Source organism: Fictibacillus solisalsi (assembly GCF_900103485.1).
GTDB lineage: Bacteria > Bacillota > Bacilli > Bacillales > Fictibacillaceae > Fictibacillus_C > Fictibacillus_C solisalsi.
In genome coordinates this window covers 2,608,766-2,632,468 of sequence record NZ_FNHW01000001.1, presented here as the reverse complement: position 1 = coordinate 2,632,468, position 23,703 = coordinate 2,608,766, and the positions used below count along the sequence as shown (strand labels likewise).

Genomic DNA, 23,703 nt, shown 5'->3' with positions numbered 1-23,703 from the left:
ATGTGTAAGGATTTGATGAAATGACATATCTTAATTTATTTATCGCTTTCTTTCGTTCGGGCATACTGGGATATGGAGGAGGACCTTCCTCCATACCGCTTGTTCATAAAGAAGTGGTAGGAAACTTTAACTGGATGAATGATGAAGAATTTGGTGACGTGCTGGCACTTGGAAATGCGCTTCCCGGGCCGATCAATACGAAAATGGCCGGCTATATCGGCTATCGTGTGGCAGGTATATTAGGAATGCTGGTTGCCATTCTGTCATCCATTCTGCCCACTATCATTCTTATGATCGTGCTTCTCACTTCGTTGGCACAATACAAGGACCAACCATGGGTACAGGGCATGACCAAAGGTGTGCTTCCTGTTGTAGCTGTGATGATGGGAGTATTGACCTGGCAATTCTTTACCAGCTCTAAAAAGGGTCTGGGCATTAAACTGAGCCTGATCCATATTGTAGTTGGAGTGATTTTACTTCAGGTTCTCGGGGTTCATCCGGCTTTTCTCATTGGTGCCCTGCTCGCATATGCGCTGTTGAAGCCGGAAAAAAAGAAACAGGAAGAACCTTTTGAGGAGGCAAAGAGGGGAGAGGGTATGGGATGATTCTGTGGCATATCTTTCTCGCATTCTTTATCCCGGGCATACTGGGATATGGAGGAGGTCCTTCCTCCATTCCACTGATCGAAAATGAAGTGGTCGGACGTTATCATTGGATGACGGTGAATGAGTTTACCGAAGTTCTTGCGCTGGGAAATGCGCTTCCAGGACCGATTGCCACCAAGATGTCAGGCTATATCGGCTACATGCAGGGAGGCGTTCTTGGTTCAATCGTTGCTACATTCGCAACGGTGGGCCCGTCATTAATTTTGATGATTGTTTTTCTCGGTGTGATTTACAAATACAAGGATTCACCCCGGGTAAAAAAAATGACCTTGTTTGTTAAACCAACCATCGCCGTGCTTCTTGGCATTATGACGTATAATTTTTTTAAGGAATCGGTGGATACGTCCGGATGGATACAAACAGCGGCCATTGCCCTTCTCAGTTTTCTGTTAATGGAAAGGCTGAAAGTTTCACCAGTGATCATCATTGTCGCCGCCATTGGGTATGGAGCCCTTTTTATGGCGTAAATCAAAAAGAGGACATTCTGTGCGTTGCAGGATGTCCTCTTTCTTTATTATTTTACGGTTCTTGTGCTTCTCAGGATAATAGGAAGAATCGTACCGGCAAGCACCAGCCCAAAAGCGATTGCCCCGGAAATTAAAAAGGTTTGGGATCCAAGCTGAATCGCTTCATTATAATCATTTTCAACCAGCTGCCTCATCGTATCATAAGCTCCGCCACCGGGAACGAGCGGAATGATACCGGAGACACTGAAAATAATGACGGGCATACGGTAAATCCTTGCGTAAAGATGGCTGATGGCTGCAACGACAAAAGAGGCAAGCGCGGTAGCCAAGACCAGGTCGAATTGATTGTTGCCTGACATCCCTTCAAAAATCAGCCAGCCGATCATGCCGCAGATACCTCCTGGAATTACCGCTTTTCTCGGTACATTAAAAAGAATACCGAAGCCTGCTGAAGCAATAAAACTCGTCCAAATGGCTTCAAAGATGTGCATAGGGTTCCTCCTTACAGCGTTACAATGACAAAGGCAATGCCTGTGCCGATGGCGAAGGCTGTGAGCATGGCCTCTGCACCCAAAGAGATTCCGGATACCAGATGGCCGGCCATCAGGTCCCGTACGGCATTGGTGATTAAAACACCAGGCACAAGCGGCATGACAGCGCCAATAATGATTTTATCCAGTTGGTTTCCCATCCCCGATGTTATCGCCAGTTTCGCGACTAATCCGATAACAAAGGCGGCAAGCAGTTCAGCGAAAAAACGGACCGAAATATAGCGTTTGATCACGAGAAAAACAACATATCCCGCGCCTCCGGCAATCATGGCCGGCATAAAGTCACGCCAGCTTCCCTTAAACATGAGGGCGAAGCAGCCACTGACAAGAATAGCGGCCAACGTTTGCACCCATGCTGGATATGCCTCGGGTGTTTTTTCTATTTTTTTAAGCTCTTTTCTTGCTGTATCCAAGGAAAGTGACTCGCTCGCCACTTTTCTTGAAAGATCATTGACGAGGACGACCACATGCAAATCAGTGGAGCGGTCAACAATCCTTACAATCTTTGTATAATCCATGGTGCGTCCTTTTTCAAAGAGAGAAAGAATGATCGCTGTCGGTGTAACAAAAACTTGAGCGGCTTTCATTCCGTAATTTTGCGCAAGGCGGGTAATGGTATCTTCTACACGATAGGTTTCTGCACCGTTTTGAAGCATAAGCCTGCCCGCCAAAAGGCAGACTTCCATTACGTCTTCAATTTTATTTTGGGTCAATGTAAGTCCCCTTTCAGCAAATTAGTTCAATTGATAGCGATCAGTCTTTGAAAACTGGCGCCGGGCAAAGAGAACAGTAAGAGCGAACAAAAAGGCCGCAAACAAAAATTCCACACGGTTTCCAAGCTGATAAAAAACAGAACCAAAAATTGGACCAGCAGCCATCCCCAGGTACCTGAAAAAGTTATAAACACCAATCGCTGTCGCCCGATTTTGGGTAAAGGCTCTGGCCAGTAGTGTTGTCTGGACAGGAAGCGAAAGGCCGAGGCATAACCCGAACAATGAGATGCTGACGATCAAAACGGGCAAAGATACCGGTGAAAGAATGACGAATAATACGGTTGCCAGGACATTCAACGATGAGGTGATTAACAAAAATGTCCTTGGATTGCTTTTTTCCTGAAGCCGTCCGCCGGTAAAGCTGCCAAGCACAAGAAAAAGCGACATGGGAAGAAAAACAAGCCCTTTTTGTCCTGCTGACAGCCCATAAAAGGAGGCTAAAAGATTGGGAAGAAAAACAAGGAAATTATAAAACGAATAGTATTGAATAAATCCAAGAAGGATAACAGCAATTCCGGTCCTATCCTTTAAAACGATTGTAAAATCAGAAAAGCTGAATCCCTTTCGCTCCGGACCCTCGGGCTTAGTTTCCGGAAGCAGCTTCACATTGGCAAGAAACATGATTAGTCCGGTGCCTGTCAGCACCCAGAAAACTCCTTGATATCCAGTATACCCTCCAACAAAGCCGCCTACAACGGGGCCGATCACGGGTCCGAGTGTAACGAGAGTCTGAAAGGTTCCCATGGAGCGCCCAAGTGATTTACCTTCAAACAAGTCCCCGATGACCGTTGTGGCCACTACCGATCCAGCCGCAATACCAGCTGCCTGAACAGCACGGAAAAACAACAGAACCCAGATGGAAGTGGATAAGGCAGCGCCTGCAGAAGCAACGATATAAAGTAAGATGGCCGGGAGCAAAATTCTGCGCCGTCCAAGCTTATCTGTCAGGGGGCCGTATACCATCTGCATCATCGCCAGTACGAACGTAAAAATAGAAATTGTCAGGTTTACAATAAATCCTGACGTTTGAAAATCATGCTGGATTTCGGGCAGGATCGGAGTGTAAATTGTTTGAGTAAACGGCCCGAAAAACGCAGCAAACCCCACACAATAAAGAATGATTTTTTTATTCAATGAACAAATTCCGCCTTTCAAGAAAAAAACGTTCTACGTAAACTGTGTGCAATCATTACATAGAAGCAGCCTTTAACTATTCATTATATGTACTTTTCTTTTTCTCATTTTACACCTTTACGTACGTCTGGCAAAGAATAAATAACCTCTCTTTGGTTCAATCTAAAACATAGAAATACTAGGCTTTAGACGGCAGGTGAACGAATGAAGAACCATCGAAGCAATAAAAACTCAAAGCCGGTAACAATGAATGCGGATGAAAACCTGCGTGGTATTCAATCTATCCTTCATGAAACAAGTGATTTAAAAACGAGAACCATAACCTATCAGAAATCTTCAGGAGTTATTATCTATCTAGAATCCATTGTGGATACAGAGAAAATACAGCAAAGCGTGATTGAACCATTAAACAAGGCGATGGATGAAGAGGGAACCGTTGAGAATGTAATCACCAACACGGAGCTTTCGTATATTGAAGAATTGCATGAGGGAGTCGGAAAACTGCTGAACGGCTCCTGTCTTTTATCACTGGATGGCATGAGCGGCATGTATGCGGTCAATGTTACCAACCAATTGCCAAGGACTCCGGAGGAACCGTCCAACGAAAAAGTGGTCCGAGGATCCCACGAAGGATTCGTGGACAGTCTGACTCAAAACCTTGGAATGATCCGAAAGCGTCTTGAAAATGAAAACTTGGTGATCAAACGATATGTTATCGGAAAATCCACTAATACAAAAATGGCCGTAGTTTATATGGAGAACCTCGTGAATAAAGAGGTGCTGTCAGAGATATTCAGGAGAATCGAATCCATATCGGTTGACATGGAGTTTAGTCCGGGCTATTTAGAAGAGTTTTTGGAGAACAAAACATTTTCCCCCTTTCCCCAAATGCTGCCAACGGAGCGGCCGGACCGTACGATGGCCCATTTACTGGACGGCAGGGTGACGGTTCTATCGGAAGGCAGTGCAACTGCATTAATTCTTCCGGTTACATTTCTATCCTTTTTTCAGTCCCCGGATGATTTTAACAGCAGGGTACTGGCAGGGTCGTTTTTCCGGCTGCTCAGAATGGTAAGTTTTCTTGTTGCAATGACGCTTCCAGCATTTTATATCGCAATTATCGGATTTCATTTTGAAATCCTTCCGAACGAATTAATCCTTCCAGTTAAAGCCTCATTGGAAGGAATACCGTTTCCGCCGATTATAGAGGCGTTTGTTATGGTGTTTACCATTGAACTTATCCGGGAGGCGGGGGTCAGGCTTCCTACTCCGATCGGCCAGACCATTGGTATTGTTGGCGGTTTGGTGATCGGGGATGCGGTGGTCAGCGCTGGCTTTATTTCCAATGTTATGGTCATTGTAATTGCTGTAACAGCGGTTGCTTCATTCACCGTGCCTACTTACGAGATGGGAGCTTCCATTCGGATTTTGACCTTTCCATTAATGATTGCCGCGTCTCTTCTCGGGTTCCTGGGGATCGTAATGGGATTGATGGTGATATTGCTTCATCTGTGCAAACTGGAATCCGTTGGCACACCGTATTTTGCTCCGTTTGCACCGATGAATTTAAGTGGCCTGAAAGATGCTGTCATTCGTTTTCCGCTATGGAAAATGGAAAGCCGGGCCAAGGACGCGCTGCCGCAGAGCAAAAGACAGCGTAATTCAAGAGGATGGAAAAACAAATGAAGTTGAAAAAAGAAGACACGATTACGTCCTTTCAATTCATTTTTCTCATCATTCAGGCTCAAGTGGGTGTCGGGATATTGTCCATGCCGTTTAACATTTACACAGCAGCGGGGCATGATAGCTGGATTTCCGTTCTAATTAGCGGGTGCATCATACAAGTCCTGCTTATTTTGTTTTGGATTCTGATGAAACGGTTTCCGTCCATGACGCTATATGAGGTTTTGGATAACACAACCGGTAGCTTCATCGGCGGGGGCATCAAAGGCTTATATATCATTTATTTTACTCTCGTAGGATCCAGCATCCTTTCTTTGTTCGCCGAAATCATCAATTTATGGATCCTCCCGTTAACCCCCCGCTGGTTGCTGATCGTTCTCATGTCAGGGATAGGGATTTATGCCGTAAGAGGACCGGTAAAGTTTTTAGCGAGATTTTATGTTTTTGTCTCCCTTTTGCTTATCGTTTTTGTGCTGCTTGTCGTTTATTCATTTTGGGAAGTAGATTACTTAAATATTTTTCCCATTGGAGAAAAAGGGGTCATGCCTGTTTTAAAAGGAACCGAAAAAGCGCTTTTTTCAATGATCGGTTTTGAGATGTATTTGATCATGGCTCCCTATGTCCAGTCCACAGCTATCAAAAAGTTGAAATCAGCCAGTATTTCCAATGTCGTGGTTACCATATTTTATTCCTTTTTAACGTTGATTTGTATTTTGTTTTTTGGCATAAAGGAATTCAGCCTCGTTCCGGAGCCGCTGTTATACATGATCAAATCGTTTTCATTCAAAGTATTGGAGCGAATTGATTTGTTGTTTTTATCCGTGTGGATCGTGTCTGTTGGCACCTCTTACATGGCCTATTTGTTCGCTGCTTCACGGGGGCTGATGTCGTTTTTCCCAAAAAATAAAGACCATTCACCTTATGTTTTCTATGTGGCCATTGTGTCTGTCCTTATTTCACTGATGCCGGAGGGCGTTTACAAAGTGGGGCAGTTTTCGACGTTTGTCACCCATTTGAGCTATATCTTTGTCCTGGGGTTGCCTGTTTTGCTTTTGTTGCTCTCATTACTTACTCATCGAAAGGAGAAACAGCAATCATGAAAACATTGTTGACAAAAAAGAAAGGGTTGCTCCTTGGTACGCTAATAGTCATCGTGTTGCTTACCGGTTGCTGGGATCAGCGCCTGATCAAAGAATCCAGGCTAATTCTGGCTGCGGGACTGGATGTGGATCCAGATGGGAAAATCATTGATACGGTGGTTTATCCGGTCGTAAACAAAGGCTCCAACGCGATGTCAATGGTGAAAAGTGTAGTCGTTTCATCCACTGGGGTAACAACAAGGGATGCCCGTTTCAATCTGGATAAAAAGGTTTCCCAGATATTTGATGCCTCCAGAAACAGGGTCTTTTTGTTCGGTGAAAAACTGGCCCAAAAAGATATCTATTCAAGTCTCGATGTCATCTACCGGGATCCCAGAGGTTCGGTAAATGCAATGGTGGCGGTTGTGAAAGGCAAGGCAAAAAAAAGTCTTGAAATTCAGCCCAAGGATTCTACTCTTCTGGATATCTATTATCCTGAACTTCTGCGGAGCACCAGTGCCATTGGTTTATTTGAAATTGAAACGGTGCAGTCGATTTGTACGTTGATGTTTGATGAAGGAAACGATTATCTGCTTCCGTACCTGAGGATTAATGAACAGCAGCAGCGTGCGGAAGTGATCGGCACAGCCATGTTTCATAAAAGAAAGATGACCGGAACCTTAACCGGAAAAGAATCGACGATGCTGCTTCTTTTGAATGGAGTGAAACAGGATTATCCCAGGTTTACCTTTAAGATTAATGACAATAAGGACATGAAGGAACGAAATTATATTACGGTTCTTGTCAATGATATCGATCGGAAAATGAAAATACACATCACCCCGGACCAGAAAGTAAGGGTAAATCTCGCATTGAAAATGGATGTCAACGTGAACGAGCTACCCGTGGATCATCTTGACAGCGCAAGGAAAGCAAATCAGTTAAACAAGACACTGACCCGGGAGATGAACGCACTCGCTAAAAAAACACTGGCAAAAACACAAAAGGCTAATTGTGATGAGCTGGGAATCGGCAAACGAATCCGTTCGTTTCATTACGGAGATTGGAAAAAAATGAATTGGGAAAAAGATTATCGAAACATTTCCATTGAACCCGAAATTAAAGTAACCATTGTTCAGCATGGGATTATTAACTGAACACAAAAAAGAAGGACCTAAAGAGTCCTTCTTTTACTGCCCAAGGATTAGAAAATCCATCCCCAGTTATTGCAGCAGCAGTGTCTTCTGCGTCTGCAGCATCTCTTCTTTTTCTTCTTTTTGAAGCAGCAGGAAGAAGAGGAAGAGGAAGAGGAAGATTCACATTGACATTTTTTATGCTTTTTCTTTTTGTCGCCGTGGTGGCCTCCATCATATGATTGCTTGCCGCCACCTTTTCCACCGTCTAACAATTGGCTGTAGTCAGCAGATTGTTTTTGGTAGTTAACAGAGTAGTTAACGTTTTTGGAGTAGGTTGGCGGAATGTGCGCCTTTTCCACACGATAGAACTTGCTAGAGCTGCAAGAGCTGCTTTCATGCTTAAAGTGCTTTTCGTGTTTTGGTTCGTAGCCCATCAGAGCATCCCCCTTGAATTAATTTCCAGAAATTCATTCCGGTTAAGATATCATATGAGGGACTGCAAAAGGTGGACTAGACCCCTGCTCTAATTTTTGAAATAATTTTAGCTTATCCAAAAATCTTGATTCGGCGATCTTTAGAGGCTTTTATTCCATGCTATTACGGTTGCGCATTTCCCGAATCCATTTTTTCAAAAAGGAAATACCAAGCAATAGACTTGCGGCAATGCCGGTAATCGTGACAAACAACGCGAGATACTCAAAAAAACCAAAAGAAGATATTTTGCTCCATTTGATGGGCCTCTTTAACTCCTCAATCACCATATTCATACCATAGATTCCGGTAATCACTGTATAAATGGTTAAAATGGAAATAAGATAGTTATTTCTTTTAGCTGATTTTTGGTCCTGATATTGATAGAGGGTGGACAAAGTTTGTTTTACATCATCATAAAGCTCTTGATTTTGCAGGACTTCTTTCAGCTTAATAAATATATTCCTACCCTGGCTTTGCGCAGCAAGCTCCAAAAAGAAGAATCGTGCCGAAAAGAGAGTAATTTCTCCAATGAGCTTTTCCGTTTCTTCATTATCCTTTTCAAGGTGCACCTGGGAATAGCGGTTGGATAAACGAAGAAGCACAATTTTATGAAACAGATTCAGCAATAATCCGTAATAAAACTCTCCGTACATCTGATCCCGCTTGTTCTCCCTTTCCACCCCTGTGGCGTTGGTCATGCAACTGAAGACGTGTTCATCGATCAGATAATAGGTGTCCGGGGCCCACCGGTGATAACCATTTTCTATGCAATAATTGTGGATAAAGTCTTTATTGCTGGAACTGATCTCAGGTTGCCCCTCATCATTTAAACCATCAAGCTGGGATCCTCTGAACAGGTCGCTCTCATGCAATTTGGCTCCTTTTTCAAATTGAAACAGTACCTGTACATACATTCTTTCATCAATAAAAAAAGGTAATGATTCGAAATGAGATCCATTTACCTGACCAACATCCAGGTAACGGGTAAAGTCGGGGAGAAGAACGTTAAAAAGAAATGTTTCTACCTGCTGGTAACTTTTATTTTCAAACTCTACCACAGCCTCACGGTCATCTCTTGTACGGTTTTCAAGCACTCTGAAACGTGCTGCAAATTCAATCGCTTCTGAATAGGAAACATCCTTCATGCTGATCCTCAAGGTAATGAACCCCAGCTCAAACGGCAGGAGAAACACATCGATGGAATTAATCGTAAAAGGCACTTTGATGAGATCGGAATGGAGTTCAGCGGTTACCCCTGTTGCTTTTGAATACCTTCGAAAGGTTAACCGGTGTTCTTTTTGGGGAAAAAGCACGTCTGAAGTAAATGGCAGGAAGTAATGCTCCAATTCTTTATGAGAAATTTTATTGTTTCCACCGTAGTAGGCCTTTTCCTGTGTCTTGCTTGTTAAGGAAAAGAATTCATACCCTTTATGTTTTAAGTAATTGATGGCTTCCCCCGCACAATCCTCTTTCATTGAAAAAGGAAAGATAAAATGAAAATAGGAGGAATCCAAAGGGGGATCTTCTTTATTCAATACCGTTGTCATTCAAATTTCACCTCTTCTACATCCTTCCCTGAACGTAAAATGAAATAACCTCCATTTTTTGCACGTTGTGAACTTTATGAACAAAATGCCTTTTATGCATAAAAACTATAAATTCCGAAAACTATTGTTATGATATTTGAAAGCGCTATCATATTCTAAGGGGGATGTTAGGGATGAAAGGAAAATATCTATGGTCAAAAGCACTTTTGGCAAGTGCTCTTTCATTAGGCTTAGTGGCATGCAGCAGCGGGGCAAATGGGACTGACAAATCGAATTATCCGGAAAAAGCCATTACGGTGGTCGCACCGTCTGGCGCTGGTGGAGGTTGGGATTTAACCGCAAGATCCCTGGTGAAAGTACTGGGAGAGACCAAGATCGTTGACCAGACGATGACGGTTGAAAATAAACCAGGCGGTGGCGGAACAGTATTCATGGCTCAATATGCCACAAAGGATAAAAAGAATGATTTCAAGCTATTTGTAAATTCTCCGCCGATCCTGGTAAATAATCTTAAAAGTGAAGGAAACAGTCCGTTTGGATTTAAAGACACAACGCCTCTGGCACAGCTTACAAAGGATTATGGAGCCGTAGCAGTAAAGGCAGACTCCAAATTCAATTCTTTAAAAGAAGTGCTGGACCAGCTTAAAAAAGATCCAAAATCATTAACTGTCGCTGGGGGCTCTGCTCCAGGGTCAATGGACCACCTTGTAGCCATTCTTCCGGCTTATAAGGCAGGAATTGATCCAAAAGCTATAAAATATGTCGCGTATGATGGGGGAGGAGAAGCAGTAGCTTCCTTGCTGGGGGGGAATTGTGACGTCATTGCCACGGATGTATCATCCTTAGGGGAATATTTAAAATCAGGAAAAATTAAGCTCCTTGCTGTAGAATCTCCCGAACGTCTTGCAGGTGATTTTAAAGATGTACCAACATTAAAAGAACAGGGTATCGATGCTGAGTTTGTCATTTGGAGGGGAATCTTTGGCCCAAAAGAAATGACACCTGATGCCAAGAAGTATTGGGAGCAAAAGCTGAAAAAACTATCTGGGAGCAAAGAATGGAAAGCTGAGCTTGAACGAAATCGTTGGGAAGCGGATTATAAAGATTCAAAGGTGTTTGCAAGCTTTCTGAAGGAACAGGAAACCCAAATTACAGATATGCTGAAATCACTTGGAATGGAAAAGAAGTAGTGCTCTTGGAGAAGGGGTGGGCTCTTCTCCTTTCTGTATCCAAATGAATGGGGGATAAATCATGAGTAAATCATTTGACCGCTATGCCAGTCTCCTCTTTTTTGTGATTGGCGCGGCATTCATGATAGAAAGCCAGCGGATTACACATACCGCTTATGGCAGCAAAGTAGGACCGGATGTATTTCCTTTTCTGCTCGGTCTTATTCTCGGACTGCTAAGCATTAAATTGTTTTTTGAAACGCTGAAATACGAAAATTCCACTAAGGAAAAAGGAAAGCTGGACTATAAGAGTTTTGGAATCATAGTAGCAGCTGCGGTTCTTTATGTGTTTTTGATGGAGCCCGTCGGTTATGTAATCAGCACATTTTTATTTTTGCTGGTTGGGTTTCAGACACTTGAGAGACGCGGCATCCTAAAATCGATTTTGGTATCCTTATTGTTTTCAGCAGGTGTGTATGTCCTTTTTGCTGTCATTCTTAAGGGAACACTGCCTGGTTGGCCGGTTTGGCTGGGATGAAAATGTATTGTGAAAAAGGGGGACAGTTATGAACACCATCCAGTTTCTTTCAGAAGGATTTCAAACGGCTATTTTACCTCATAATCTTTTATTCGCATTCATCGGGGTGTTGATCGGAACGGCAGTAGGTGTTCTGCCGGGAATCGGACCCATGAGCGGCGTGGCTTTACTTATCCCCGTTACCGCCTCAATGACAGGAGGTATGGATCCTGCCTCTGCTGCCACCAGCTCTATCATTTTACTCGCAGGTGTCTATTATGGAGCTATGTACGGAGGATCGACAACTTCGATTCTTTTAAATACACCCGGTGAATCTTCATCTGTGGTTACAACGCTTGACGGGTATCAGATGGCAAGGCAAGGCAGAGCAGGCCCTGCACTTGCGATTGCTGCGATCGGTTCTTTCTTTGCAGGGATTGTCGCATTAATTGCCCTTGCTCTATTGGCTGCCCCGCTGTCCGATGTAGCTCTTAAATTTGGACCGGCAGAATATTTTTCATTGATGCTGCTCGGGTTGGCTGCGGTCAGCGGACTGGCTGGCAATTCCATGACAAAGGCATGGATCATGACGGTATTCGGATTAATGCTTTCCACAATTGGAATGGACGTTGTATCAGGTGTTTCACGTTTTACGTATGGAATCTCTTCTCTTTATGGAGGTTTGGAATTCCTTACGGTTGCCGTTGGATTGTTCGCCTTGGGGGAAGTTTTTAGAACCATACTTCATAAAGAAAATAGTGATGGAAAAATTGCGAAGGTGGGGAGGATTTTACCCACCAGGCAGGATTTCAAAGAAAGTTCAGGGCCGATTGTCCGAGGGTCTCTCCTTGGTTTCTTTGTGGGTGTGCTTCCTGGAGCAGGTGCAACGCTGGCCTCTTTCTTTTCGTATATTATGGAGAAGAAGATAAGCAAAACGCCCGAAAAGTTTGGGAAAGGTACAATAGCAGGCGTTGCAGCTCCGGAATCAGCTAACAATGCAGCTTCAGGCGGGGCGATGATCCCTCTTTTAACCTTGGGAATTCCGGGATCAGGAACAACAGCGATTCTAATGGGAGCACTCATTATGTATAACATCCAGCCTGGCCCTCTTCTTTTTCAGGATCATCCCGATGTAGCATGGGGATTGATTGCGAGTATGTTTATCGGAAACCTCATGCTTCTGATCTTAAATATGCCATTAGTAAAAATATTTGCAAAGATTATCGATACACCTTCCAAATATTTGCTACCTATGATTATTGCCATATCGGTTTTCGGCGTTTATGCCGTGCAGGTTAATACGTTTGATCTCTTTCTTTTGATTACTTGCGGGCTTGTAGGATATTTTCTCGCTTCCAATGACTTTCCGCTTGCACCGCTCGTGCTTGGCCTGGTGCTCGGGCCAATGATCGAAAATAACATGAGAAGGGCGTTGACCTCATCGAATGGTGATTTTTTGGTGTTTGTCCAGAAACCGGTATCCCTCGTTTTTCTCGTAATTGCAATCTTGTGGATCTTGATTCCGGTACTGATGAAATTACGGGGCAAGGAGGTTATTATTAATGAAGAAGCGTAGGAGACTTGCTGCTGTTTGCAGCTGGTCTTTTCTTTGCGTTAGGAAGAAGATAAAGGGAGAGCACAGGGGTGTCCAATGAAGCTTCAGACAAAATTAATGCTGTTTATTGTCTTTCTCCTTGTATGTGTAATTATTATCTTGTCATTTCTTTATCAGGCCATGTTCTCGGCCACCTTAAAAGAACAAATGGGGCAAAGAGCGCTGAATGTTGCTGAATCGGTTGCGGTCAGCCGTACAGTGATTGAAGGTTTCCAGCGCGAAAACCCTTCTGAAACCATTCAGCCATACGTGGAACAAATCAGAAAAAAAACGGGTGCCCAATTTATTACAGTTGGAAACAGAGAAGGCATTCGTTATTCTCATCCCCTTCCTGACAGAATAGGCAAAAAGATGGTCGGAGGGGATAATGAACAGGCATTAACCGGCAGGGAGCACATTTCTGAAGCAACCGGGTCACTGGGACCGTCGATTCGGGGGAAAGCACCGGTTATCGATGATCAAGGCAAGGTGATCGGCATTGTTTCTGTCGGTTTTTTGCTCAAAGGAATCGAAGAAATCTCGCAGCCTTATAAAGTGAAGATTTTCTTAATGGGAACTCTTTGTCTTATTTTAGGCGTAATCGGATCGATCCTTATTGCAAGAAGGGTGAAACAAGAGATTCATGGTCTTGAACCGGGCCAAATTGGCCAGCTGTACCAAGAAAAAGAAACCATACTGGCAGCCATTAAGGAAGGAATCATTGCGGTTAATGAACACGGGAGAATAACACTGGTTAATTCTGCTGCCATAAGCCTCCTCAAGGCAAATAATACAGGGGAAATTTATGGACTGCCTATTCTTGAGGTCCTTCCTGAATCAAAGCTTCTTGAAGTCATTGAAAAGGGAGAACCACAATATGACCAGGAATTTATCATTCAAGACCATATTGTCGTGGCAAACAGGATCCCGATCTTTAATAACCGGGGAAGGGTTATTGGTGCGGTTTCTTCTTTCAGAATTAAATCAGATCTCTACCGCCTGACTCAGGAACTTTCCCAGGTGAAAAGCTATGCCGATTCTCTGCGCGCCCAAACGCACGAATACTCAAATAAACTTTATCTGATTTCGGGTCTGATACAGCTTCAGTCGTATGAAGAAGCTTTGGAACTGATCGTAAAGGAATCGGACCACCATCAGAACCTCATCCGCTTTATGATGAAGAATATTCCTCACCCTGTCATCGCCGGTCTGCTCATTGGCAAATTTAACCGGGCCAGTGAACTGAAAATCGATTTTCAGGTAGACCGTGACAGCCGCTTTATCGACATCCCGGATTTAATTGCTGAACAACTGATTACCATACTTGGCAACGTCTTAGATAATGCGATGGATTCCGTCCTTGAAAATGAACCCGGTGAAAGGCGGGTTGCCGTCTATCTGTCGGATGCCGGCCGTCAATGCCTTATAGAGATCGAGGACAATGGTCCCTGTATTTCAGAAGACGTGGAGCAGAGAATGTTTGAACGAGGATTTTCAACCAAAGGTAATACAGGCAGAGGGTATGGACTTGATCTGGTTAAAAGGGCATTGAATGTACTAGGTGGAACACTTGTCTATAAGCCAATGGATGGCGGGCAAAAGGTTTTTATTATCAGTATGCCAAAACAACAAAGCATCTGGGGGGAGAAGCATGGCTAAATCTCAGTTTCCACTGCATTTATTAATTGTGGAAGATGATATTCGAATTGCTGAAATTAATCGAAGGTTTGTTGAGAAGGTGTCCGGATTTTCTGTTGTGGCGATTGCCACAACGAGGGAAGAAGCACATGAACAGATTACTTGCCTCCAGCCGGATTTGATTCTTCTGGATAATTATTTCCCTGATATGACCGGAATAGAGCTGCTGAAATGGATCAGGGAAGAAGTACCCGAAAGCGACGTTATTATGGTCACGGCGGCAAAAGAGATTCATGTGCTCAAACAAGCCATGAAAAGAGGAATTTTTGACTATATCGTAAAACCAGTAATGTTCGATCGTTTTAAAGAAACTCTGTTAAAATATAAGCAATACAAGGAAACCATTAACAAACTAACCTGCACCAACGAATGGGTGGACCAGGAGGGAATTGACCGGCTGCTCGGAAAAGAGCCAAAAGCAAAACAGGAATGCCATTTACCCAAAGGCATTGATCAACTGACCTTAAAAAAGGTATTGCTTGTTATTCAACAACATAAAAAAGGCCTGACTGCTGAAGAAGTGGGAAAAGATATAGGAGCAAGCCGTACAACGGCGAGACGGTATCTTGAATATCTGGTTTCCACATTCGAAATTGATGCTGATCTCGCCTACGGATCTGTCGGACGGCCTGAACGGATCTACCGATATGTAAACCACTGACTGGTCCCTTGGTGCGAAGAAAGAAGGATGTTATACCTATGAAACAAAACAGCAATGATATAGCTGAAATTTTACGTACCGCTATGATTGGGAGTGCCGGTGCTCTTTTGTTTTTGTTGATACATAGCCCGCTGCCCTGGCTGTTGGGGTCACTCACCGCAGTCGTGCTTGTAAGGAAATTCCTGAAGCTTCGATTGAAGTGGCCGGTGGGCTTCAGGCATACAGCCATCATCTTTTTGGGAGCGATGCTTGGTACGTCATTTACGTCAGGAACAATCAAAGAGATGGGTTTGCAATTTCCATTTATGGCAGCATCCACGGTCATCACAGTGCTGTTTTGCCTGGTACTGGCTTATTTCACGGTGAAACATATCAAAATTGATCTGGCAAGCAGCATATTCGGAAGTGTACCTGGCGGAATGTCTCAAGTGGTTGTGATGAGTGAGGAAACAAAGGAAGTTGATACCACCACCGTTGTGCTCATGCAGACGATCCGATCGGTTTCCGTCATATTTTTTGTTCCCTTTTTGACGATTCATGGCATAGGAGGTGACGTCCGTCCTTCTGTATCTCCACATGTCAACAGTGCTGATACAGGAAGCTGGACCCACTATGCCTTATTCGTTGCGATTGCACTTACAGGCGCATGGGTGGGAAGAAAAGTTAAACTTCCTGCCGGTTTTCTGACCGGTCCGTTGATTGCGGTCGCTCTCACGATGTTAACCGGTCTTGATGCACCGCATATCCCGTCTTATCTCATAATTATTGCTCAGGTTATTTTAGGGATCCATATCGGGCGTCAGTTTAATCCTCAAATGGAGGGCAAGATAAGAAAACTTGGGTTCTACACGATTGGCAACAGCCTGCTTCTTGTTTTATTTTCACTGATCATTGCATTTCTTCTCACAAAATGGACACCAATGAATTTTACGACTGCATTTTTAAGCGCAGCGCCGGGTGGAATTGCTGAAATGGGCGTAACAGCATCAACCGTTCATGCAGATCTTTCCATGGTAACCAGTTATCAGCTGTTTCGTATCTTTTTTATCATGTTTGCTGTATTGCCATTTGCACAATGGGGTGTGAAAAGGTGGAAAAAGCTGGCGAAAACAGCCTGAAAAAAAAGCTTGAAGAGCCATCAATCGATGATTCTTCAAGCTTTTTTGATTGGGTCAATTCCGATTATGCCGTTCTTTGTTCTGATTGGGAGATTCGTTTCTTTTTCTGCCAGATGGAAACAACCAAATAAAGAACAAGGAACAACCCCATAAACAGGGCAGAAATGCGGTACATCCCTGAATAATCGGCATGCATAGCTATCACACCAAGCAGCATGGAGCCAGCAGCAACACCAAAATCCAGTGAATTAAAGAACATGCTGTTTGCAAGACCGCGCTGCTCGACAGGAACTTCTTTGATCATCCATGCCTGAATGGACGGCTGAATCATTCCATAGCCCAGTCCATAAAGAAGGGCAGCTAAAATAATATATAAAGTGGACGTCGCGAGGGAAAGGGTAACCAGACCGCCCATTGTAAAAATTGCCCCTGCAATCATGATGCCAAAGTGGCCTTTGCTGTCAAAAATCCTTCCGGAAAAAGGACGTACAAGAAAAATAGCCAATGCATTAAATAAAAAGAAGCTGCCGATGTGGGAAAGGTGAGCTTCTTGTCCATAGAGGGCAAGAAAGCTCAATAATCCCCCATAGGTAACGGAAAGCAGCAAATTCAACAATCCTGGTATAGCAATCTTTTTTAATGCAGCACCGGTATTCTTTTTTGATGAAAAAGTAGAGGAGGCGGATCCGTCTTGGGACAAGTCCACTGACCGATTGGCAAATGCAAGCGGGAAAATAAGGATAAGTACGATGGTACCTGCAGTAGTCAATGTACCGAAGCCGAAGCTTCCAAGCAATGAAAGGCCAATGATTGGCCCGATGGACATGGCCAGGCTGGTGGAGAGACCGAAATATCCGATACCTTCACCCATCCGGCGCGGCGGGATGACATGTGCGGCCATGGTTGGCAGTGTAGTGCTTGCCAATCCGAAACCAATGCCAAATAGTACTCGCATGACGAGGAGAAGGGCAATCGAACCGCACCAGTAGTAACCGGCTGTTGCCAATACAGCAATTGCCGTGCCTGTGTACAGAATGACGGACACTTTTCCTTTTCGCAGGATCCCGGCCGCAAAGAAACGTGTAGCGATGGCCGATAAAGCAAAAAGACTCGTTACTAGACTGACTGTGAAATCACTGGCATTAAACGCATCTTTTGTATATACAGGGAACGAGGGAAGAAGCATTTGCAGGTTAAGAAATAAAAGCAGGTTACATAGGGTAATCAGAATAAACTCTTTGCTCCACAGTTTTTCTTGATGGGTATTCAATAAACATTACTCCTTACGATTCATGGCGGCATCAATATTTTCATTCATTTGGTGCAGCCATTGTTTTATTTGTTCAACGTGCTTTGGTTCCAATCCGGCAACCACTTCACTCATGGTACTTTCTTCAATAGGGGCGATCTGTTCCGTGATCTCTCTTCCTTTGTCGGACAGGGAAACAATAAAGGCACGGCGGTCATTCTCGCTCATTTGCTTTTGGATTAAGGCTTTCTTTATAAGCAAATCCAGAATACGTGCTGTGGTCGGCTGGTCCTTGGCCGTCCGTCGTGCGAGCTCTTTTTGATTGATGCCCCCTTCTTTATGCAGCTGATAAAGGACAGACCATTGCTCCGGTGTTACGTCATATTCCCGAAATCGGTGCATAAGCAGGTGAATGATCTTCCGGCTTGTCTGATTCATTAAAAAGCCAATTGAAACGTGCTGATTTGGAGAATCCATCTTTGAATTTTCCTTTCTTAACAAAATACTTGTTATGACAACTATAAGTATAACATGCAACTCTGAAAATGCAAGAAAGTAAAAACCCCCGCAGGAAATCCTGCGGGGGAGAAAGGGTCATACCCATTTATATATGAGTTTTTGATATATTTTATCTGCTGGTTTTTCGGTATCAGGGTAAATATCGATAATCATCATTTTTTCACCGTCAATGTTTTTTTCGAATGATTCCCCAATCCATACCTTCATTTTTTTGCACTTCCAAAATCGTTTTGAATGGCAAGCAGTGCCGTTCGGGAACAGAAGTCAATATTTACTCCCTGCTTTTGAAGTTTTTCAATTAGCTCCTTTAATTTTTTAGTCATTCCATCTCATTCCTTTTTATTAGAATTAAGGTCAATGGTTATTGGATTCATCAGATCTTTACCATGCTGCCGATCATTGCTTATCACACTCTTAGTATAACGCGAGCAAGTCGTTTTAGTTGACTTTTGAAAAAAATCACACAACTATCGTTTTCCGTTCTAAAAAAGGAATCCAGATAAAAAGTGTTGACCTACATGTATATACAAGTTACAATGAGATGCGTAATGCATGTATATACAAGTTTCGCTTTTGTTTGAAAGCGATTTAATACTTAAAAACCGTTGAACACACACTTTAAAGATAATGGGCTATGGGCAACTTAATGATTGTACAGAGCTTTTTTTGAAGAAGATGATGTAAACGGTAACAAGGGGGAAGTCAGTATGGATATCAGACAAACAGCGGAACAGATCGCAGAAGCTGTAGGTGGAAAAGAAAATATCGCAGCAGCGACTCATTGTGTAACCCGGCTTCGCTTTGCGCTTAATGATGAAGCAAAGGTTAGTAAAGAAAAGCTGGAGAACATTGATGCGGTCAAAGGTTCTTTCTCTACTAATGGTCAATTTCAGGTGGTAATTGGCCAGGGGACCGTTGACAAGGTCTACCAAGAGCTGGTTGAGGTTACCGGCATCGGTACAGCAACAAAAGAAGACATCAAAAATGCGGCAGAAAAGAAATTAAACCCTCTTCAAAGAGCTGTTAAAACGTTGGCAGATATTTTTATCCCGATCCTGCCTGCCATTGTAACGGCTGGTCTTTTAATGGGTATTAATAATATTCTTACAGGCCCCGGCATTTTTTATGATGGAAAATCATTTGTTGATGTGAATACAGCTTGGAAAGATTTCGCTGATATGATCAATGTCATCGCCAATACGGCGTTTGCGTTCTTGCCTGCACTTATTGGCTGGTCGGCTGTCAAAAAGTTTGGCGGTAACCCTTTGCTTGGAATCGTGCTCGGGTTGATGCTCGTCCATCCAAGTCTTCTGAATGCTTGGGATTATGGGAAAGCGCTTGAAGCAGGAAAAGTGCCGCACTGGAATTTGTTCGGGCTTGAAATTCAAAAGATCGGATACCAGGGACAAGTTCTGCCTGTATTGCTAGCATCCTATGTATTAGCAAAAATTGAGATGTTTTTAAGAAAAAAGATTCCTGATGCTTTTCAATTGCTCGTGGTTGCACCTGTCGCTTTGCTCGTTACAGGATTCCTTTCTTTTATTGTGATCGGTCCGATTACTTTTGGAATTGCAAACTGGCTAACAGATGGACTTGTTGGTATTTTCGATCAATATGCAGCTTTAGGGGGCTTGATTTACGGCGGTATCTACGCTTTGCTTGTCGTAACAGGTATGCATCATACCTTCCTGGCGGTTGACCTTCAGCTTATTGGAAGCAAAGGCGGAACCTTTTTATGGCCGATGCTTGCTCTTTCCAATATTGCGCAAGGATCTTCAGCCCTTGCGATGATGTTCCTTTCAAAGGATGAAAAAGTGAAAGGCTTATCCTTTACTTCAGCGATTTCAGCTTTCCTTGGAATAACCGAGCCTGCGCTTTTTGGTGTAAACCTGCGCTTCAGGTTCCCGTTTATCTGTGCCATTATTGGTTCAGCCATAGCGGGCATCCTGATTACAGTAAATAAAGTACAAGCCTCTTCCATCGGGGTAGGCGGTATACCCGGATTTTTATCGATCTTTCCTGATAAATGGGGACCATTTTTTATCGGCATGGCAATTGCCATTGTGGTTCCGTTCGTATTAACATACGTGTTCGGAAGGATAAAGAAAGTAAAATAAATGACATGTGAGCTGGCTCTGATAATCTGAGCCGGCTTGACATTGTTTTAAATCACGTAAGGCGGTGGCAATGTGGAACAACCATGGTGGAAAAAGTCGGTGGTTTATCAGATTTATCCAAAAAGCTTTAAGGATACGACCGGCAGCGGAACAGGCGACTTAAACGGAATTATTGAAAAGCTTGATTACTTAAAGCTTCTAGGGGTCGATGTAATTTGGCTTACCCCGATCTATGAATCACCACAAAAAGATAATGGCTATGACATTAGTGATTACTACAAAATTCATGAAGAATATGGTTCATTGGAGGATTTCGAGAGACTGCTGGCGGAAGCGCACCACCGGGACGTTAAAATCATCATGGACATCGTAGTTAACCATACATCAACCGAGCATGGCTGGTTTAAGCAAGCACGCTCATCCAAAGACAACGTATTCAGGGATTTTTACATTTGGAAGGATAAGCCAAACAACTGGAAATCAAAATTTGGCGGCTCCGCATGGAAATATGATGAAGAAACCAATCAGCATTATCTTCATCTTTTTGACGTAACACAAGCGGATTTAAACTGGGAAAATGAAAAGGTCCGTGAAAAAGTTTATGAGATGATGAACTACTGGTTTGATAAAGGTGTGGATGGCTTCAGGCTGGATGTGATTAATCTGATCTCCAAAAATCAGGACTTCCCTGATGACGACGGTACAGTAAAGCCCGGGGACGGCCGTAGGTTTTATACAGACGGACCAAGGGTTCACGAATTCTTGCAGGAAATGAACAGGGAAGTCTTTTCCAAGCATGAGAGTTTGACAGTGGGAGAGATGTCATCTACTTCCATCGATCACTGCATTCAGTATTCCAATCCTGAAAACAAAGAGCTCAGTATGACCTTTAATTTTCATCATCTAAAAGTGGATTATCCAGAAGGCGAAAAATGGGCAGTCGCTGATTTTGACTTTGTGGCACTAAAACGTATCTTATCCGAGTGGCAAATCAGGATGCATGAAGGGGGAGGCTGGAACGCCTTGTTCTGGTGCAACCATGACCAGCCGAGAATTGTTTCCCGCTACGGAAATGATGGAAAGTTCAGGGAACAATCAGCAAAAATGCTGGCTACCGTCATTCATTGCATGCAGGGCACTCCATATATTTATCAAGGGGAAGAGTTCGGAATGACGAATCCCGGTTTTGGGCATATTCATGAATACCGCGATGTTGAAAGTTTAAACATCTATAAAGAATTAACCCAGGCAGGGATGAATGAGGAAGAAGTTTTGGCCATTTTGAACCAAAAATCCAGGGACAATTCCAGAACTCCCGTTCAATGGAATTCCACGGAAAATGCCGGATTTACAACAGGCACCCCTTGGATCAATGTGGCGCAAAATTATAAGCACATCAATGCTGAGAACGCAGTACAGGATAAAAATTCAGTATTCAGCCACTATCAAAAATTAATTTCCTTGAGAAAAACGATGAATATTTTGACCGATGGAGACTATCAATGGATCGATGAAGAACACCCGGCCATTTTCGCTTATACAAGGAATACAGAAAATGAAAGCTTGTTGGTGGTAAATAACTTTTATGGAACGGACACGGAATGGGTTCTTCCCGAGGAAATGGAGTTTGCCCGTCATAAAGCAACCGTGCTGTTATCCAACTATGAGGATTCACCAACCCTTGCAAAAACCGTACTAAAACCCTACGAATCCATTGTTTATCATATAAAAAAGTAGTGATAAAATATTCTTGGTGGTAAACATGAAAACAAATAAATACCTGATGATCTATCAGGAAATTTCACAACAGATTGAAAGAGGAGAATGGGCTCCCGGTGTTCAGCTGCCTTCAGAGAACGAGCTTGCCGAACGATATGAAACCTCCCGTGAAACCATTCGAAAGGCATTAACTCTTTTGGCTCAACGGGGTTTTATTCAAAAAATCCGGGGAAAAGGTTCCATTGTACTCGATTTAGCAAAATTTGATTTTCCAGTATCCGGACTTGTCAGCTTTAAAGAGCTTGCCTTGAAATCCGGAAAGTCATGGAAAACGAAGGTCCATGAGGTGAATGTGGTGTCACCGGACCGCTTTCTGCAGCAGCAGCTCAAGGTAAAGAAAGAAGACAGTGTCTGGAAAGTTACAAGAGTAAGGGAAATGAACGGGGAGAAAATTATCCTCGACAAGGATTTCTTTAACCAGCGATATGTAACAGAGTTAACCTATGAAATTTGCGAAAACTCGGTTTATGAATATATCGAGAATGATTTGGGGTTAAACATCAGCTTTGCCAAAAAAGAAATTGTGGTGGAACAGCCGACAGAAGAAGACCGTGCCCTATTGTCTCTCGAAGGTTTTCATAATATTGTCGTGGTAAAAAACCATGTATATCTGGATGATGCCAGTCTGCTGCAATATACAGAATCCAGGCACCGCCCCGATAAATTTCGTTTTGTTGACTTTGCCAGAAGAAATCATTAATGCTTCCAGACAGTGTACATTCATTGTCTGGATTTTTTTGCTGCCTCATCACATCCAGAGGATGGTCCCAGTAAACCTGAAAAAATGTTAGAATAGGTATGGATACTCGGAAACAGAGGAGGGTACATATTGGCAATCGAACATGATTTACAGGAATTTATCCTGCGGAACAACGATACATTAAGCAATGAATGGGTGAAGCTGCAAGAGCAAAAGTTTACAGCGTATAATGCTTCAGCAGAAGATACAAGGAATGAGAGACTAGAGCAAAATCGAACATTTAACCAGATTATTTCAGGTATTTTTTTGAGTGACGAAGTTAACTTTTCTGCATGGTCGGAACAAGTAGCTGTAAAACGGGCAAATCTGGATATTCCTCTCCATGAAACGCTCGAGAACTTTAAAAATTACAGAGTGGTCTTCTGGGAATGGATTATGAAGTTCGTCCATGAAAACGAAGATTCCATTTCTTTGGAAATGCTTGGAGAATGGAGCAGAAAAGTGAACAGAAGCTTTGATCATGTGATTGAGCTTTTCACGATCTATTTTCAACAGGTCAGTGATGCCCGGCTTCATTCCCAGCAGCAGATGATCATGGAATTGAGTGCTCCGATCATTCCCGTGTACTCGAAGATCGGTGTTTTGCCGCTAGTCGGGGAAATTGACACCTATCGGGCTCAAATGATCAAAGAGAGCAGCCTGGATAAATCCACAGAGTTAAAGCTGGAACATTTGATTATCGACCTTTCCGGTGTGCCCATCATGGATACAATGGTGGCCAATGAGCTGTTTCAGGTCGTAAGGGCGCTTGCGCTGCTTGGCATTCAAACGACGGTCACCGGGATTCGTCCTGAAATTGCCCAGACGGCAGTACAGCTCGGAATTGATTTTTCCAACATTTCAACCTACGCTCATTTGAGCCAGGCGCTTCCTGTCATTGTAAACGAACATCACCTTTCATAAAGATTTTTCTTACAAAACCACCTTTATATAAGGTGGTTTTTATTTTGGTACTCAATCCTATATAAGGATAAAGCATGGCAAAATGGGGGTAGTATAAGTTTATGTGCTCA

23 protein-coding genes are annotated in these 23,703 nt (G+C 43.3%); 15 read left to right on the top strand and 8 right to left on the bottom strand.

What is annotated here, in order from left to right; translation table 11 throughout:
* The first annotated feature begins 20 nt into the window (after positions 1 to 20).
* Together BLT53_RS13475 and BLT53_RS13470 are read left to right on the top strand one after the other, a co-directional pair.
* Complete coding sequence (locus tag BLT53_RS13475; RefSeq protein WP_090235537.1) at positions 21 to 605, top strand: chromate transporter; 585 nt, start codon at positions 21 to 23, stop codon at positions 603 to 605.
* Positions 602 to 1,132 (top strand): chromate transporter, encoded by a 531-nt coding sequence (locus tag BLT53_RS13470; RefSeq protein ID WP_090235535.1) that lies wholly within the window; start codon positions 602 to 604, stop codon positions 1,130 to 1,132. The genes BLT53_RS13475 and BLT53_RS13470 overlap by 4 nt, the downstream gene beginning before the upstream one ends.
* A gap of 47 nt (positions 1,133 to 1,179) precedes the next feature.
* On the opposite strand, the gene BLT53_RS13465 is transcribed toward BLT53_RS13470, so the two are convergent.
* The 3 genes from BLT53_RS13465 to BLT53_RS13455 are packed head-to-tail and all read right to left on the bottom strand — an operon-like array spanning position 1,180 to position 3,590.
* On the bottom strand, positions 1,180 to 1,623 hold the full coding sequence (locus BLT53_RS13465) for a threonine/serine exporter family protein (RefSeq protein WP_090235534.1): 444 nt from the start codon (positions 1,621 to 1,623) through the stop codon (positions 1,180 to 1,182).
* An 11-nt stretch (positions 1,624 to 1,634) separates the two neighbouring features.
* Positions 1,635 to 2,369: a threonine/serine exporter family protein gene (locus tag BLT53_RS13460; RefSeq protein ID WP_090236883.1), complete on the bottom strand. Its 735-nt coding sequence runs from the start codon at positions 2,367 to 2,369 to the stop codon at positions 1,635 to 1,637.
* A gap of 48 nt (positions 2,370 to 2,417) precedes the next feature.
* The gene (locus tag BLT53_RS13455) at positions 2,418 to 3,590 is read right to left on the bottom strand and encodes an MFS transporter (protein WP_090235532.1); all 1,173 of its coding nucleotides are present in this window, start codon (positions 3,588 to 3,590) and stop codon (positions 2,418 to 2,420) included.
* 204 nt (positions 3,591 to 3,794) lie between these two features.
* On the opposite strand from BLT53_RS13455, the gene BLT53_RS13450 reads away from it, so the two are divergent.
* Genes BLT53_RS13450 through BLT53_RS13440 form a run of 3 tightly spaced genes read left to right on the top strand, consistent with a single transcriptional unit; the run spans position 3,795 to position 7,509 of the window.
* Positions 3,795 to 5,276 (top strand): spore germination protein, encoded by a 1,482-nt coding sequence (locus BLT53_RS13450; protein WP_244520410.1) that lies wholly within the window; start codon positions 3,795 to 3,797, stop codon positions 5,274 to 5,276.
* Positions 5,273 to 6,373, top strand: coding sequence for a GerAB/ArcD/ProY family transporter (locus BLT53_RS13445; protein ID WP_170834344.1), 1,101 nt, complete (start codon positions 5,273 to 5,275; stop codon positions 6,371 to 6,373). Before BLT53_RS13450 ends, BLT53_RS13445 begins: the two co-directional genes overlap by 4 nt.
* Positions 6,370 to 7,509, top strand: a complete 1,140-nt coding sequence (locus tag BLT53_RS13440) for a Ger(x)C family spore germination protein (protein ID WP_090235529.1) — start codon at positions 6,370 to 6,372, stop codon at positions 7,507 to 7,509. Before BLT53_RS13445 ends, BLT53_RS13440 begins: the two co-directional genes overlap by 4 nt.
* Before the next feature lie 47 nt (positions 7,510 to 7,556).
* On the opposite strand, the gene BLT53_RS24730 is transcribed toward BLT53_RS13440, so the two are convergent.
* Both BLT53_RS24730 and BLT53_RS13430 read right to left on the bottom strand, forming a co-directional pair.
* Complete coding sequence (locus BLT53_RS24730) at positions 7,557 to 7,922, bottom strand: hypothetical protein (RefSeq protein ID WP_139168406.1); 366 nt, start codon at positions 7,920 to 7,922, stop codon at positions 7,557 to 7,559.
* Between the two features lie 150 nt (positions 7,923 to 8,072).
* Entirely contained in the window at positions 8,073 to 9,509 is a 1,437-nt protein-coding gene (locus BLT53_RS13430) for a magnesium transporter CorA family protein (protein ID WP_090235526.1), read from the bottom strand.
* 173 nt (positions 9,510 to 9,682) lie between these two features.
* Here BLT53_RS13430 and BLT53_RS13425 point away from each other — a divergent pair, with 173 nt between their 5' ends.
* From BLT53_RS13425 to BLT53_RS13400, 6 genes are all read left to right on the top strand, one after another.
* A complete protein-coding gene (locus tag BLT53_RS13425) occupies positions 9,683 to 10,699 on the top strand; it encodes a Bug family tripartite tricarboxylate transporter substrate binding protein (RefSeq protein ID WP_090235524.1) in 1,017 nt (338 codons plus the stop codon).
* Positions 10,700 to 10,760: 61 nt separating this feature from the next.
* Positions 10,761 to 11,216, top strand: coding sequence for a tripartite tricarboxylate transporter TctB family protein (locus BLT53_RS13420; RefSeq protein WP_090235522.1), 456 nt, complete (start codon positions 10,761 to 10,763; stop codon positions 11,214 to 11,216).
* Between the two features lie 28 nt (positions 11,217 to 11,244).
* Complete coding sequence (locus tag BLT53_RS13415) at positions 11,245 to 12,771, top strand: tripartite tricarboxylate transporter permease (protein ID WP_090235521.1); 1,527 nt, start codon at positions 11,245 to 11,247, stop codon at positions 12,769 to 12,771.
* Positions 12,772 to 12,846: 75 nt separating this feature from the next.
* On the top strand, positions 12,847 to 14,448 hold the full coding sequence (locus BLT53_RS13410; RefSeq protein WP_090235519.1) for an ATP-binding protein: 1,602 nt from the start codon (positions 12,847 to 12,849) through the stop codon (positions 14,446 to 14,448).
* The gene (locus tag BLT53_RS13405) at positions 14,441 to 15,148 is read left to right on the top strand and encodes a response regulator (protein ID WP_090235517.1); all 708 of its coding nucleotides are present in this window, start codon (positions 14,441 to 14,443) and stop codon (positions 15,146 to 15,148) included. The genes BLT53_RS13410 and BLT53_RS13405 overlap by 8 nt, the downstream gene beginning before the upstream one ends.
* Positions 15,149 to 15,186: 38 nt before the next feature.
* Entirely contained in the window at positions 15,187 to 16,266 is a 1,080-nt protein-coding gene (locus BLT53_RS13400) for an AbrB family transcriptional regulator (RefSeq protein WP_090235516.1), read from the top strand.
* A gap of 64 nt (positions 16,267 to 16,330) precedes the next feature.
* On the opposite strand, the gene BLT53_RS13395 is transcribed toward BLT53_RS13400, so the two are convergent.
* The 3 genes from BLT53_RS13395 to BLT53_RS25630 form a co-directional block, all read right to left on the bottom strand.
* The gene (locus BLT53_RS13395) at positions 16,331 to 17,536 is read right to left on the bottom strand and encodes an MFS transporter (RefSeq protein WP_090235514.1); all 1,206 of its coding nucleotides are present in this window, start codon (positions 17,534 to 17,536) and stop codon (positions 16,331 to 16,333) included.
* 6 nt (positions 17,537 to 17,542) lie between these two features.
* Positions 17,543 to 17,992, bottom strand: a complete 450-nt coding sequence (locus BLT53_RS13390; RefSeq protein ID WP_090235513.1) for a MarR family winged helix-turn-helix transcriptional regulator — start codon at positions 17,990 to 17,992, stop codon at positions 17,543 to 17,545.
* A gap of 117 nt (positions 17,993 to 18,109) precedes the next feature.
* Positions 18,110 to 18,241, bottom strand: a complete 132-nt coding sequence (locus BLT53_RS25630; protein WP_276203856.1) for a hypothetical protein — start codon at positions 18,239 to 18,241, stop codon at positions 18,110 to 18,112.
* A gap of 500 nt (positions 18,242 to 18,741) precedes the next feature.
* Here BLT53_RS25630 and treP point away from each other — a divergent pair, with 500 nt between their 5' ends.
* From treP to BLT53_RS13370, 4 genes are all read left to right on the top strand, one after another.
* Positions 18,742 to 20,151, top strand: a complete 1,410-nt coding sequence (treP, locus tag BLT53_RS13385; protein WP_090235511.1) for a PTS system trehalose-specific EIIBC component — start codon at positions 18,742 to 18,744, stop codon at positions 20,149 to 20,151.
* Between the two features lie 72 nt (positions 20,152 to 20,223).
* Positions 20,224 to 21,888: an alpha,alpha-phosphotrehalase gene (gene treC / locus BLT53_RS13380; protein ID WP_090235510.1), complete on the top strand. Its 1,665-nt coding sequence runs from the start codon at positions 20,224 to 20,226 to the stop codon at positions 21,886 to 21,888.
* Between the two features lie 25 nt (positions 21,889 to 21,913).
* Positions 21,914 to 22,630 carry a trehalose operon repressor gene (treR, locus tag BLT53_RS13375; protein ID WP_090235509.1) on the top strand — a complete coding sequence of 239 codons (717 nt, stop codon included), beginning with the start codon at positions 21,914 to 21,916 and terminating at the stop codon, positions 22,628 to 22,630.
* Between the two features lie 129 nt (positions 22,631 to 22,759).
* Positions 22,760 to 23,593 carry an STAS domain-containing protein gene (locus tag BLT53_RS13370; protein WP_090235508.1) on the top strand — a complete coding sequence of 278 codons (834 nt, stop codon included), beginning with the start codon at positions 22,760 to 22,762 and terminating at the stop codon, positions 23,591 to 23,593.
* Positions 23,594 to 23,703: the final 110 nt, after the last annotated feature.

Coding starts and splice junctions, on each gene's coding strand:
- BLT53_RS13440 (WP_090235529.1), top strand. CDS start 6,370: ATGAAAACATTGTTGACAAAAAAGAAAGGGTTGCTCCTTGGTACGCTA.
- treP (WP_090235511.1), top strand. CDS start 18,742: ATGGATATCAGACAAACAGCGGAACAGATCGCAGAAGCTGTAGGTGGA.
- BLT53_RS13425 (WP_090235524.1), top strand. CDS start 9,683: ATGAAAGGAAAATATCTATGGTCAAAAGCACTTTTGGCAAGTGCTCTT.
- BLT53_RS13475 (WP_090235537.1), top strand. CDS start 21: ATGACATATCTTAATTTATTTATCGCTTTCTTTCGTTCGGGCATACTG.
- BLT53_RS13400 (WP_090235516.1), top strand. CDS start 15,187: ATGAAACAAAACAGCAATGATATAGCTGAAATTTTACGTACCGCTATG.
- BLT53_RS13465 (WP_090235534.1), bottom strand. CDS start 1,623: ATGCACATCTTTGAAGCCATTTGGACGAGTTTTATTGCTTCAGCAGGC.
- BLT53_RS13460 (WP_090236883.1), bottom strand. CDS start 2,369: ATGGAAGTCTGCCTTTTGGCGGGCAGGCTTATGCTTCAAAACGGTGCA.
- BLT53_RS13420 (WP_090235522.1), top strand. CDS start 10,761: ATGAGTAAATCATTTGACCGCTATGCCAGTCTCCTCTTTTTTGTGATT.
- BLT53_RS13470 (WP_090235535.1), top strand. CDS start 602: ATGATTCTGTGGCATATCTTTCTCGCATTCTTTATCCCGGGCATACTG.
- treR (WP_090235509.1), top strand. CDS start 21,914: ATGAAAACAAATAAATACCTGATGATCTATCAGGAAATTTCACAACAG.
- BLT53_RS13415 (WP_090235521.1), top strand. CDS start 11,245: ATGAACACCATCCAGTTTCTTTCAGAAGGATTTCAAACGGCTATTTTA.
- BLT53_RS13390 (WP_090235513.1), bottom strand. CDS start 17,992: ATGGATTCTCCAAATCAGCACGTTTCAATTGGCTTTTTAATGAATCAG.
- BLT53_RS13445 (WP_170834344.1), top strand. CDS start 5,273: ATGAAGTTGAAAAAAGAAGACACGATTACGTCCTTTCAATTCATTTTT.
- BLT53_RS13410 (WP_090235519.1), top strand. CDS start 12,847: ATGAAGCTTCAGACAAAATTAATGCTGTTTATTGTCTTTCTCCTTGTA.
- BLT53_RS13430 (WP_090235526.1), bottom strand. CDS start 9,509: ATGACAACGGTATTGAATAAAGAAGATCCCCCTTTGGATTCCTCCTAT.
- BLT53_RS24730 (WP_139168406.1), bottom strand. CDS start 7,922: ATGGGCTACGAACCAAAACACGAAAAGCACTTTAAGCATGAAAGCAGC.
- BLT53_RS25630 (WP_276203856.1), bottom strand. CDS start 18,241: ATGAAGGTATGGATTGGGGAATCATTCGAAAAAAACATTGACGGTGAA.
- BLT53_RS13450 (WP_244520410.1), top strand. CDS start 3,795: ATGAAGAACCATCGAAGCAATAAAAACTCAAAGCCGGTAACAATGAAT.
- BLT53_RS13405 (WP_090235517.1), top strand. CDS start 14,441: ATGGCTAAATCTCAGTTTCCACTGCATTTATTAATTGTGGAAGATGAT.